The organism is Leeuwenhoekiella obamensis, from assembly GCF_055391795.1.
Window position 1 is genome coordinate 1,957,342 of the sequence record NZ_AP029251.1, and the last position, 13,433, is coordinate 1,970,774.

General features: G+C 35.8%; 11 protein-coding genes. 7 read left to right on the forward strand and 4 right to left on the reverse strand.

The window, feature by feature from the left end:
- Positions 1-8: 8 nt before the first annotated feature.
- Both ACZ5L8_RS08695 and ACZ5L8_RS08700 read right to left on the reverse strand, forming a co-directional pair.
- Complete coding sequence (locus ACZ5L8_RS08695) at positions 9-1,358, reverse strand: capsule assembly Wzi family protein (protein WP_464436632.1); 1,350 nt, start codon at positions 1,356-1,358, stop codon at positions 9-11.
- Between the two features lie 6 nt (positions 1,359-1,364).
- On the reverse strand, positions 1,365-2,741 hold the full coding sequence (locus tag ACZ5L8_RS08700) for a hypothetical protein (RefSeq protein WP_464436635.1): 1,377 nt from the start codon (positions 2,739-2,741) through the stop codon (positions 1,365-1,367).
- A 77-nt stretch (positions 2,742-2,818) separates the two neighbouring features.
- Here ACZ5L8_RS08700 and ACZ5L8_RS08705 point away from each other — a divergent pair, with 77 nt between their 5' ends.
- On the forward strand, positions 2,819-3,559 hold the full coding sequence (locus ACZ5L8_RS08705) for a tyrosine-protein phosphatase (RefSeq protein ID WP_464436637.1): 741 nt from the start codon (positions 2,819-2,821) through the stop codon (positions 3,557-3,559).
- Here ACZ5L8_RS08705 and ACZ5L8_RS08710 read toward each other — a convergent pair.
- Both ACZ5L8_RS08710 and ACZ5L8_RS08715 read right to left on the reverse strand, forming a co-directional pair.
- On the reverse strand, positions 3,549-5,942 hold the full coding sequence (locus ACZ5L8_RS08710; protein WP_464436639.1) for a GumC family protein: 2,394 nt from the start codon (positions 5,940-5,942) through the stop codon (positions 3,549-3,551). The genes ACZ5L8_RS08705 and ACZ5L8_RS08710 overlap by 11 nt on opposite strands.
- 1 nt (position 5,943) lies before the next feature.
- The gene (locus tag ACZ5L8_RS08715; protein ID WP_464436642.1) at positions 5,944-6,726 is read right to left on the reverse strand and encodes a polysaccharide biosynthesis/export family protein; all 783 of its coding nucleotides are present in this window, start codon (positions 6,724-6,726) and stop codon (positions 5,944-5,946) included.
- A gap of 618 nt (positions 6,727-7,344) precedes the next feature.
- On the opposite strand from ACZ5L8_RS08715, the gene gmd reads away from it, so the two are divergent.
- The 6 genes from gmd to cysD all read left to right on the forward strand — a co-directional run bounded on the left by gmd (position 7,345) and on the right by cysD (position 13,390).
- Positions 7,345-8,457, forward strand: a complete 1,113-nt coding sequence (gene gmd, locus ACZ5L8_RS08720; protein WP_464436645.1) for a GDP-mannose 4,6-dehydratase — start codon at positions 7,345-7,347, stop codon at positions 8,455-8,457.
- 142 nt (positions 8,458-8,599) lie between these two features.
- Positions 8,600-8,887, forward strand: a complete 288-nt coding sequence (locus tag ACZ5L8_RS08725) for a GxxExxY protein (protein WP_464436648.1) — start codon at positions 8,600-8,602, stop codon at positions 8,885-8,887.
- A gap of 75 nt (positions 8,888-8,962) precedes the next feature.
- Positions 8,963-10,102: a GDP-L-fucose synthase family protein gene (locus ACZ5L8_RS08730; RefSeq protein WP_464436650.1), complete on the forward strand. Its 1,140-nt coding sequence runs from the start codon at positions 8,963-8,965 to the stop codon at positions 10,100-10,102.
- 16 nt (positions 10,103-10,118) lie between these two features.
- Positions 10,119-11,888, forward strand: a complete 1,770-nt coding sequence (locus ACZ5L8_RS08735; RefSeq protein ID WP_464436653.1) for an SLC13 family permease — start codon at positions 10,119-10,121, stop codon at positions 11,886-11,888.
- A gap of 3 nt (positions 11,889-11,891) precedes the next feature.
- The gene (gene cysC / locus ACZ5L8_RS08740; RefSeq protein WP_464436656.1) at positions 11,892-12,485 is read left to right on the forward strand and encodes an adenylyl-sulfate kinase; all 594 of its coding nucleotides are present in this window, start codon (positions 11,892-11,894) and stop codon (positions 12,483-12,485) included.
- Positions 12,485-13,390 carry a sulfate adenylyltransferase subunit CysD gene (gene cysD, locus ACZ5L8_RS08745; protein ID WP_464436658.1) on the forward strand — a complete coding sequence of 302 codons (906 nt, stop codon included), beginning with the start codon at positions 12,485-12,487 and terminating at the stop codon, positions 13,388-13,390. The genes cysC and cysD overlap by 1 nt, the downstream gene beginning before the upstream one ends.
- Positions 13,391-13,433: the final 43 nt, after the last annotated feature.

The window sequence follows — 13,433 nt, forward strand, 5'->3', positions numbered from 1 at the left end:
GCGCAAGCCTAAAAAGAATAAGTATATCCTAGCGACAGACCAGCAGTGGTATTTCGCAAATTGCTATGATCTAATCCAGCTTCTAGAGAAAAATTCCCATAAGAAGTTGTGGGATAGATCAACTGCCCGTATGTATAAATAGCCTTTTCATGCGGATCAACTGGAGTTCCGTACGTTCCCAAATTTTCGACAAAAGTAAGTTTGGCTTTATAATCTAACTCCCAGAAATGCCCCGTTGCGCCAGCGTGAAAAGCATAGCTACGGCTATTGGTATAAGGATGACCATCTTCCTCCTTAAAGATAAAAGGCATACCGATTATTTGATTACGATACGTCCAGCCAGAAGCATATTGATTACCTATAAAATAGTTATCGCCTCCTTTAAAATAACCATTTAATCCCGGTGTTGTCGCATATCTCCCACTTTGGGAAACAGTTTGCACATACTCAAAATTCAAACCTTTAAGAATTTCACTTTCGTGGAAATCAAAAAACAATCCCCAAACACCATCAGGAAAATTGTTTAGATTTCGCCCTGAGCTATCTTCAAAAATGGATTGATGATAGAATGTAAAGTCATAGCGCGCTCCCGATCTACGATAATTAAACTCGTAAGAACCTAAATGATTTCCTACTGCATTTAATTGATCAGGTTGAGAAGCGTTCTCGTCTCCCGCTCTACCTAAAAAAACATCCACAAAATCAGAAAATCCCTCAGGGTATTCTCCATAGGTTGGCGAGGTTCCTCCCCACTGCACATAATGCTGTAATTTACCAGAAATAATATCTCTAGGTGTTAATCTAAGATCTAGGTAAAAACTTTTAAAATGCACTTTTGTCCCGTCTACAAATCGCTCATCATTTTGTTCATAATGTGCAATTTGACCTTTGGTATACATCCAATTAAAGATCTTTATAGGCTCGGTGATCTGAATATGCAATCCCGGCATTGCCATCGCATTATTGCTCCATAACACATCTCCTCCCACACTTGATAATCCATAATATTTTTCTGGTCGTTGTTTAACACCTAGATCTATTTGCAGTTTCTTATAGGAATAGGAAGCATAAAGTTCATCGACAAAAACGTCCTCCCACAAACCATCTTTATAGAGTAATCCTCCACTCAATTCTAATGAGCTATCCTCATTAAACGCATAAGAATAACTGAGTTGAGCAAGAGCATTAAAATTAGTTTTTTGATCTACTCTTCCTCTTTGATTGGCATAAAGCCAAAAGGGATTTTGAGCATCACTAGAGAAAATACCTTTGGTTTGTATTGATACGCTAAGATCATCCTGAGCCCTAACCCCGAATATAAAACAGAAACCAAAAACGAAAAATATAACCTTATTCATATTAATTTAAAAAGTATAAGTATAACCCAATGAAGCTCCGCCTACATCACTTCTAATATTACTAAAGTCTTGACCCAGTTCTAAAGTGAATTGCCCGTACTCAGTTGGGTAAACAAATTCAAAATAAGAATACAAAGCGCGTTCATGCGGATCTAATGGACCTGTACTGTTGGCTACACCGGGATAAGTTCCCAAGTTCTCAACATAAGATAACTTAGCTTTATAATCAAGATTCCAAAAATGTCCGGTAGCTCCGACATGCAAAACATAACTTCTGCTATTTGTAAAAGGATGACCATCTTCCTGCTTAAAAATAAAAGGCAATCCAATGATCTGATTTCTGTAGGTCCATCCAGAAGCATATTGATTCCCTATAAAATAGTTATCTCCACCTTTAAAAGTTCCTGGCAGATCACCTTCTCCTTCCTGCCCTAGAGGCGCGTACCTCCCACTTTGAGAAACGGTCTGCACATACTCAAGGCTGAGTCCTTTAAGCAGTTCTCCCTCATGAATGTCAAAGAAAAGTCCCCATACCCCATCAGGGAAATTATTCAAATAACGGCCAGAGCGATCTTCAAAAGGCAGCAGATAATAGAATGTAAGATCATAATGATCTCGCTTTCTTATATACTTTAGTTCATAGGCTCCAAGATGATTCCCATAAGCATTAGCCTTATCTGAGCTATTGGTATCTCCCAAACTGGACCTACCTAAAAATAGACGTTGAAAATTATCAAAATCCTCTGGATACCGTCCGTATGTAGGTGAAACACCACCCCATTGCACATAGTGGTACATCTCCCAAGAAATTATATCTTTTGGTGTTGGGCGAACATCTAGATAAACGCTTTTATAATGTACCATTGTTCCTTCTACAAAGCGATCATCATTCATTTCATAATGTGCGATATTGAATTTCGTAGCGGCAAATGGAAATACAAGGAAAGGCTCATTTAATCCTAAACGAATTCCTGGCATAGCCATCGAGTTATTACTCCAAAGCACATCCCCATTTGTACTCGACAACCCCATATACTGTTCAGGGCGTTGCTTTATACCTATATCAAGCGCAAGCTGTTTATAACTATACGAACCATATAGTTCGTCGATATAAACATCATCCCACAATCCATTTTTATATAATAATCCACCTCCAAAATCCAACCTGCTATTTTCATTAAAAGCATAGCTATATTTTAATTGGGCCAATGTATTGAAAGTAGTCTCCTGATCAAGTCTTCCGCGTTGATTAGAATACATCCAAAAAGGATTTGTATCACCATTACTAATAATTCCTTTAGAGCTAATAGCTCCTTCTAGTTTTCCTTGAGCAAAAAATAATGAAGTATAGAAAAGGGCAGAAATGAATAATGTCTTTTTCAAAATAATTATGATCTATTTGAGATTTCTATAGCAAAGTTGAAAAATACAATTTTTACTTTTGTCAAAACGAAATTTCCATGCTTAACATCTTTTCTAAGAAAACCTTTTTAGTTGACTTACTAGACAATTTTACAGATATGCACAACCACCTGCTACCAAGTATTGATGACGGTGCTGAATCTGTTGAAAAGTCTTTAACACTTATTAGTGCAATGAAAGAGCTGGGCTTTAGCGGTAGCATCAGCACACCGCATACAATGAACGATTATTACCCCAACACTCCTGTAACGATTACAAATGCTAAAGAAGAGCTTGAAAATACGCTGACCATTGAAGGCATAGATTTTAAATTGAGTTGCGCATCTGAGTATATGATGGATGGACACTTTTTAGATATACTTGATAAAAAAGAGATTTTACCATTAAAGGAAAATTACATTTTAGTCGAGATGTCATATTTACAACCTCCTTTAAATCTTGAAGAAATTATATTTGATATAACTAAAAATGATTTCATCCCTGTATTAGCACATCCAGAACGATATAATTTTTTCCATGCTACACCAAAAAAGTATGAATTATTAAAGCAAAGGGGATGTAAATTTCAATTGAATATGTTATCACTTTCCAACTATTACGGCAGTTCCACAAAAAAAACCGCCTACAAGTTGATTGAAGACGGCTATTATGATTTTATTGGTAGTGACATTCATCACGAACGCCACATCATGAATTTAAAAGACATAAAAATGAAAAATAATATTAAAAAAAGTGTTGAGCGATTATTTCATCAAACACAAGACACTTTTAGCTTCTAAATTTCTTACGTATGCTAAAAGCGGAATAAATCTGCTCATACCATTTTTTTTGATCAACGCCATATCCGTAACCATACTTAGTACCATAACCAAAGTTGGCTTGTGCAACATCATTCACAATAAATGCCACATTTTTAAGCTTTTCTTCCTTGATCAATTCTTTAGGATAATTAAGTAGCTTTTTCTCAGTATACTCTGCTCTGGATATATATACCGTTACATCTGCATACTGACTGATCAATAAAGTATCGGTAACCAGCATTGTAGGTGCTGTGTCAACCATTACATAGTCATATCTATCCTTAACATCATCTAGTAATTGCTTAAATCTATCAGTAAGAAGAAGTTCTGCAGGGTTTGGTGGTATACGTCCTGAGAGAATCACATCAAAACGTTGACGATGAATTTCTACATCGTTTATTATACTTTTAGAATCAATCTTATCATCAAAAAGATATTCAGACAAACCCTTACCGTCGGGCTTATTCACATATCTATGTATTTGAGGATTTCGAATATCAGCTCCAATAAGCAAAACAGATTTCCCTGAACTTGTTAATGTTAATGCTAAATTGGATGCTATAAAGGTCTTACCTTCACCTTTAATAGTTGAAGTAACATAAATGATTTTTTTCTCATTCTCACCAGAAGAAAGTAAATAACTCATGTTGGTCCGCACTATCCTAAATGCTTCAGCCAAGACCGAACGATCATTGGCTTTAATGATATCAGCTTCACCCTTTTCAACTTGTGGAATTTCACCTAAAACAGGAGAGTTAGGTATCGTACTTTCAATATCAATACGATTGTGTATTTTGGTATCAAGAAGATTTTTAGAATATAAAATTAAAAAGGGAATTAATATACCAAATATTAGAGCTCCAAGGTAAACAATTTTCGGTTTAGGTGACACTGGAAATTGCGAACTATAAGCCTTATCAACAACCTTTGCTTTAGGAGTAGTAACCGCAAGAGAAATAGCGGTCTCTTCTCTTTTTTGCAATAAGTACAAATATAACTGTTCTTTAATCTCGCGTTGACGAACAATGTCCCTTAATTGTTTTTCGACTGTTGGAATTTGCCTAATTCTACCCTGTAACTGACTTTCTTGATTTTTTAAATCTCTTTCTTGTATTGCTATTGAACTACTCAAACTATTAAGACTAGACAATATATTGGAGCGCAAATCATCAATTTGATTCTTTAGCTGCACGACAACAGGGTTCCCCTCCTGAGCGCTACCAAGTAGTCGATTTCGTTCTTGAACCAGTTCGTTATAAATATCAACACCAGTAGCAGCTTCCTCCTTCAGTCCAAGATTAGCAGGTAATAAAGAAGTTGTATTTCCTGAAGATAGTAACTCTATATACGTGTTAATAATTTCTCTCTCAGTAGCAACTTCCAAACTGCGTTTCTTAAAATCGCTGGCATTTTCTAAAAACAGCTGACCTTCAGCCTCTACATCCGTAAGCCGATTGCTTTCTTTAAATCCTACCATATCAGACTCTACACTGTCTAGTTCTTGGGTGATAATTGCCAATCGCTTCTCAATAAATTGTGCGGTATTCCTAGAAACTTGATTTTTATCCGCAGAGGCGTCTTCATTATATTTATCGATCAGCATATTTAGAACATCTTGAGCCTTAGTCCGCTCAGCCATACTTGTGGACAGTTGCACCACACTACTATACTGGCCAACAGAACTTATCTGAACATTGCTTTGTAATAACCGTACCACTTCATCAATGGTATTGATAGAAACTAAAAAACCATCTTCCGAGTAATTAAAATTCTTAACAGCATCCATTTCAGGAATTAACGTAAATACGAATCCATCAAACTCAATTTTACTCCCAAATTTTTGATTCTCATAAACCCTTTCTGATTCAACATGGGTTAATGAAAAATCAGTCGAAGTTATATCACTAACCTTAAAAACTAAATCTTCTGGTAAAGTCTTAATTGAAGACAATACTTTAAGAGTAAAAGGCCTTTGGGCATACAACTCTACATTACGTACATCCCCTTGATAAAAATAAGATATATTTAAATCCAGCTCATCCACAACTTGAGCAGCCAACTTTTTCGATTTTAAAACCTCTATCTCATTCTCAAATTCAGACTTAGACAACCCAGCCCCTGCCAAGCCTAGATCTTCAAATGCAGCTAACTCGGATAATTGATTATTGTTAGTGTCCTTTATCAAGACAGTTGCCTGCGTTTGATAAACCTGAGTGGAGTAACGCAAATACAAAAAAGCCGTTAAAACCATAATAAATACGGAAATCATAAACCAAGGCCAGTATCGTAAATATTGGTCTAATTGCTCTTTAAGCGATAGCTCATCAGATGCTTCGCTAATCATTTTCGAATCTTCACTCATCTTATCTTGTTAAAACACCTATCACAGATATTAGTATACCGGCGATTGAAATAAACACTGTACTATTGCGATTAAATCCGGAGCTCTGCACCTGCGCTCCATTAGGATCAACAATTACTACATCGTTCTGTTGCAAATAATAAAATGGAGAGTGTACTAAATCCGCAGTTGTAAAATCTAAATTTCCGGTGATAATATCCCCATTTTCTTCTCTTATTACTTTGACCGTGGTTCGTTTCCCATACAAAGACATATCCCCCGCCAGACCTAACGCTTCTAAAACCGTAATCCGCTCATCATTAACAGTATAAGCCCCTGGACGTTGCACCTCCCCCAGCACCGTAATGGTAAAATTCAAAATCCGAAGATTAATAATTGGATTTTTTAGATATTCTGCTATTTCCTTTCTAAGAGTATTCATAGCCTCTTCTCGAGTCAAACCACCCAGTTTGAGAGTTCCTATAACCGGAAATTCTATATAACCTTCCTTGTCTACCAGATAAGTTTGTATTTGCTGACGCCCCATTACACTTTGTCCATCTAAAGAAGGTGAATTTACAATAGGAGGATTAAACGGCATGGCTGCCTTGGGATCCAATACAGAAACAGTAATGGTCAAAAGATCATCTGGACGTATAATAGTTTTATAATTCGAATTCTCATAGGCTTCATTCAATTTTTCAATATCCTGAAAATATAGAACATCCTTCTTAGATACACAGGACACAACAGGAATAAGCATTAAAAAAAACAGAAGCCTGAAGTTAGGCGAGTATTTTCTCAAAATTCAATTTTTTATTTCCGCAAATATAATCCAATCTGAATATTAGCCCAATGAATGAGCTGAAAATCCTATATTGTTTCATCTTCTAAATATAATTTGAGTTTAATTCTACTAAATTTTTAGGGATTACATTTTCAATTCAATATTTAGATTTTATGAATATACAGGTTAATGAAATAAAAAAAAAGTCAGCTTAATATGCCCGTCACATCACTAATGGAATTTATTAACGTATAGTTAGAACACTCGACACTATTGCATTAGCCTAGCTAGTAACCAGCAACCCGTTAGTGGGTTTTAAGATCAGTTCTGTTAAATTAACCATTAAAACGGCCCCATTCTATTTGCATGAGTAGATTTGGTTTAATATTCCACTTAAATTTTGTTTAGTTGCAGAAGGCAGTGCAAATTGCTATCCACGCTTTGGCCCCACAATGGAATGGGACACTGCGGTAGCACAAGCTATTTGTGAATTTTCAGAAAAAAAAGTCAACGATTTCGTAACCAACACGCCCATATTATATAATCGTAAAAATCTCTTGAATAGTTGGTTTTTGGTTAGTTAAAGCCTATTATTGCATTTCCAAAAATCAATATAATACATTTTCTTACCAACCAATGAAAGTTGCATTTATAACAGGCGTTACAGGTCAGGATGGCGCTTACCTCAGTGAATTTCTTCTTAAAAAAGGATACCAAGTACACGGTTTAAAAAGAAGAGCTTCTCTTTTTAACACAGATAGAATTGATCATCTATATCAGGATCCACACGAAAAAGACAGGAATTTCATATTGCATTACGGTGATATGACAGACAGTACGAACTTGATTCGTCTTATCCAAGAAATTCAACCTGATGAGATCTACAATCTTGCAGCGATGAGCCATGTTCAGGTATCATTTGAAACTCCTGAATACACAGGAAATGCAGATGGTCTTGGTACACTAAGAATACTTGACGCTGTTAGACTTCTTGGTTTAGAAAAGAAGACAAGAATTTACCAAGCCTCTACTTCAGAGCTTTACGGTAAGGTTCAAGAAGTTCCTCAATCTGAAACTACTCCTTTTTATCCACGTAGCCCGTATGCAGTTGCTAAAATGTATGCATATTGGATCACTGTTAATTACCGTGAAGCGTATGACATGTATGCATGTAACGGGATTTTATTTAATCACGAGTCTCCTATTCGTGGGGAAACTTTTGTAACTCGTAAGATCACCAGAGCGACTTCAAGAATTGCGCTTGGTTTACAGGAGAAATTGTATTTAGGAAACCTTGATGCGCAACGCGATTGGGGTCATGCTAAAGATTACGTGCGTATGATGTGGATGATCCTTCAGGCAGATGAGGCTGAAGATTGGGTGATTGCAACTGGGAAAACTACTCCTGTACGTGATTTTGTACGTATGGCTTTCGCCGAAGTGGGTATTGAACTAGAATTTAAAGGAGAGGGTGTTGATGAAAAAGGATACATTAAATCTTGTTCTAACCCTGACTTCCAAGTTGAAATAGGCAAAGAAGTTCTAGCCGTAGACCCTAAATACTTCCGTCCTACTGAGGTTGATCTACTTATAGGAGACCCAACGAAAGCAAACGAGAAGTTAGGTTGGACTCCAGAGTATGAGTTAAAAGATCTTGTGAAGGATATGATGCAAAGTGACATCAAATTGATGCAAAAGGATCAGTACCTTAAGGATGGAGGATACTATACCTTCAATTATTTCGAATAGGACAATTCGTATTATTAAATATTAGCTGAATTCAACTAATTAACAAGTTTTGGACAATTTACTATATGAGGAAAAAAGCTATAAAATTATCGGAGCTTGTATGAAAGTCCATGGCTCTTTGGGAAATGGATTTTTATAATCTGTGTACCAAGAAGCACTTCAATGTGAATTTGAAAATCAGTTAATACCTTATGTCGCACAAAAGAAAATTGAAGTTTTCTATAATGACAAAAAATTAAACAAATTCTTTAAAGCAGATTTTGTTTGCTTCAATAAAATAATAGTAGAATTAAAAGCGATCAAACAAATTAACGAAGCCACGCTTTCTCAACCGCTCAATTATTTAAAAGCGACTAAAATGAAACTTGGGCTTCTTATTAACTTTGGAGAAAAAAGCTTAACATGGAGAAGATATATCAATACATATTAATCCACATAATACATTTAAATCCACACATTCAGTGAACAAGGAAATCCGTATAATCAGTTTAAATCCGTGTAATCAGTGAATAAGGATTCTAAAATATATGTTGCAGGTCATCGCGGCCTTGTAGGTAGCGCTATCGTTAAGAACCTTCAAGAAAAAGGGTATACGAATATCGTCCACAGAACACACAAGGAGCTAGACCTTACAGATGCACAAGCCGTTCAAATATTCTTTGAGCAGGAAAAACCAGAGTATGTTTTTTTGGCTGCAGCCAAAGTAGGAGGAATTGTAGCAAACAACACCTACAGAGCTGATTTTATTTACGCCAACTTGATGATACAGAACAATGTTGTACATCAAAGCTACTTGAACGGGGTAAAGAAATTGTTGTTCTTAGGAAGCACTTGTATATACCCAAAGAACTGTCCGCAACCGATGAAGGAAGAATACTTGCTTACGGACACCTTAGAATATACAAATGAGCCATATGCGATCGCAAAGATAGCGGGGATAAAATTATGCGAGAGCTATAATTTACAATACGGCACAAATTTCATTTCGGTGATGCCTACTAATCTGTATGGCCCGAATGATAATTTTGACCTAGAGAAATCACACGTTCTTCCAGCGCTTATTAGAAAGATCCATTTAGGAAAAGCATTAGAAAATAATGATTGGGAAACGGTAAGAACCGACCTTGACAAACTTCCTATTGAAGGTGTTTCAGGAGAATCAGACAAAGAAGAAATACTGAAAATTCTCAAAAAGTATGGAATACAGATCACCTCTTCTGGGGGAGGCCGGGAGGGGGCGCAAGTAAAAGTAGAAATTTGGGGCTCAGGTAAACCCATGCGCGAATTCCTTTGGAGTGAAGACATGGCTGATGCTTGTGTCTTCATTATGGAGAATCGCGACTTCAACGACATTGTTGAACAACGTCATTCTGAACTTGTTTCAGGATCTCATCCGGGAAAACTAGAAATCCGCAACACCCATATCAACATAGGTACTGGTGAGGATATATCTATAAAAGATCTCGCCTCATTAATTAAAGAAAAAATAGGCTTTAATGGCGAGCTTTTCTTCAATGCTGATAAACCAGACGGCACCATGAAGAAATTGACTGATGTGAGTAAGTTAAATGGGTTGGGGTGGTCCTATTCGATTGATTTAAGCGAAGGGGTAAGAAATGCCTACGATTTTTATATAAATAATTAAATTTCGACAATATCTTTTGGAAGATTTCCTACAGCAATACCAACTTTTAATTACTGGAGGGATTCTTGTCTATATGATTTTTGAACTTGTTCGATCTAAGATCAAACCTCATGTTGTCTTTCTTTTTGTAATTTTAATTTTCTTGTTATTACATTATACTAGTGTTGAAGCTATTTTAAAAGCTGCCACTACAAAGAGCATTTTGATAATATTCATGGTGATTTCTATATCAAATATTATCAACCACCACTTCGATATAAGCGCCTTAATTGATAGGTTTATCGGCAATATCAAAAACCCAACTATTTTTCTAATTGTTTTTGGGCTGCTTGTTTCAGCAGTTTCTTCAATTTTCAACAATACACCTATTGTCATTCTATTGATTCCTTATGTAATTAAAAAAGCACAGGGATTCAATTTATCTCCATCCAAATTCTTAATACCTCTTTCATACTTTGCTATTTTAGGAGGAATGATCACCATTATAGGAACTTCTACAAACCTTGTTTTAAACGGATTAATTGAAAGTAATGATCTTAAACCCTTTGCTTTTTTTGATTTTTTAATTCCGGGAATATTGGTAACAGCAGTCGGAGTGATCTTTATTGCAATATTTGGAAAATATTTCTTACCCTCTAGAGCTAAAATCAATAAAAAGGACTTCTCAAAAACGCGTAAATATTTCATTGAGGCTAAGATTGGAAGTGGCTCTATCTTAGATGGCAAATCAATAAGTCAAAGTGGTATAAAAGACTACAAAGGTGTCTCTTTATTAGAGTTAGTTAGAGGAGATAACATCTATAACATAGCGGGATCTAGAAATATGATCCTGCAAAAAGACGACAGACTGATCTTTACCGGCAGCATTGAAGATGTTACGACATTAAACACTGATGAAAATAAGCTTGAGTTAGTAGCTAATAAGAGATTAAAAAATGATAACAAACTTGAATTCGTTGAATTATCAATACCCACAAATTCACACCTTGATGGAAAAAGAATAAAAGAAACGAATTTTAGACAAACGTATGGAGCTACAGTCTTAGCAGTGCATCGGTATAATGAAGAATTAAGTGGTCGTATAGGTGAAATTGAATTGCGAAGTGGTGATCTATTAATAATCGTTCCCCACGATAGAATTACCGATAATATTAAAAATGACTTCTATATACTATCAAATACCTCAAAAGAGAACAAACCAAAAAAGCTTAAAACTATCTTCACTGCCGGATTGATCATAATATTAGCGCTCTTAACCTTAGGATATATTGATCTCTTTTTAGCTCTAGGCTTTACACTAACACTTTTGGTCTTTATTAAATATACGAGTATTCAAAATTTACAAAGAGAGCTCAATCTCAATCTCTTTGTAATTCTTGTAGGCTCAATCATTGTTGGAGAAGTATTTATGAACTCTGGCTTGGCAAACTTAATTTCCAACAATTTATTTACCGCCCTTTCCCCTTATGGAGAAAATATAATTCTATTAAGCTTGATGCTTTTCACTTTTATATTAACCTCTTTTATCACAAATGTAGCGGCAATTTCCATAGCATTTCCCCTTGCCTATTCCATAAGCACAAGTATGGCTATTGAAGTTGAAGCCCTTTTTATAGCTATAGCATTTGCCGCATCCGCTGCTTTTATGACACCTATAGGATACCAAACCAATTTACTAGTCATGGCTCCTGGAGATTATAAATTCAAAGATTTCATGAAAATAGGCTTCCCTTTATCCATAATATATATTTTTGTGGTTTGGAGCTATTTAATTAACACCTATTAGACCGTGAGCACCAACGTTTACAAACAAGATTATAAGATCACCCGTCAAGAAAGAGAATCTCAGATAGGACACAAGTCTAAGGTCCTTTGGTTTGTAGGCCTCTCAGGAAGTGGGAAATCCACTTTATGCGACGCAGTTGAATCCTTTCTTTTTAAAAAAGGATATCAAACCTATATCCTAGATGGGGATAATATCAGAATGGGGATCAATAAAGACCTAGATTTCTCTTCTACATCCCGGTCTGAAAATATTCGAAGGATCTCAGAAATCTCAAAGCTGTTTATAGACTCTGGTAAGATCATCTTAACTGCTTTTATCACACCTTTAGAAATAGATAGAAATACAGCTAGAGATATTCTAGGAGAAGACTATATTGAAATATTTGTCAATTGTCCTCTTGAAATTTGTGAGCAAAGGGATGTCAAAGGGCTTTATGCTAAAGCTAGAAAAGGAGAAATTCCTAATTTCACAGGAATATCCGCTCCTTTTGAAGAGCCCACAAATCCAGATATCGATGTCAAAACACACCAATTATCAATAGATGAATGTGTCCAGCTAGTCTGGAAGAATATTCAGAATCAATTAAGCATTAAGTAATGAGAAAATACGCATTATCACATCTGCAGGAATTAGAAGCAGAAGCAATTTATATTCTAAGAGAAACAGCTGCTCAATTTCAAAATCCGTCTATATTATTTTCGGGCGGTAAAGACTCTATATTAGTAACACATCTTGCAAAAAAAGCTTTTTATCCGGCTAAAATACCGTTTACTTTCTTACATGTAGATACAGGGCATAATTTCCCAGAAACTATTGCTTTTAGAGATCAATTGATGGAAGAATTAGGTGTAAAATTAGTAGTCGGCTCTGTTCAAAGTTCAATTGACAAAGGCTCTGTAAAAGAAGAGACTGGTCAGGATGCTAACAGGAATAAATTACAAACAACTACCCTTCTCGAAGCTATTGAAGAAAATCAGTTTGATGCTTGTATTGGTGGAGGTCGTCGTGATGAAGAGAAGGCACGTGCTAAAGAGCGTTTCTTTTCTCATAGAGATGATTTTGGACAATGGAATCCAAAAAACCAAAGACCTGAGCTTTGGAACATCTTAAATGGGAAATTAAATATGGGTGAAAATTTTCGTGTTTTCCCTATAAGCAACTGGACTGAGCTTGATGTGTGGCAATACTTAACAGCAAATAATATTGCAATACCATCACTATATTTTGCACATGAGCGCCAAGTAATTAGAAGACAGGACACTTGGATCCCTTATTCAGATTTCATTACACTTAGACCTAAGGAGGAAGTGGTTACCAAAAAAATACGCTTTAGAACATTAGGAGATATTACTATAACCGGAGGAGATGAGTCTGATGCAGATACACTAAAACTTATTTTAGAAGAAGTTGCAATTGCTAGACAAACAGAGCGAGGCAATAGATCTGACGATAAGCGTTCGGAAACATCTATGGAGGATCGTAAAAAAGAAGGCTACTTCTGATCATTATTCAATCAACTATTCTACACAATCAATAAATATACAC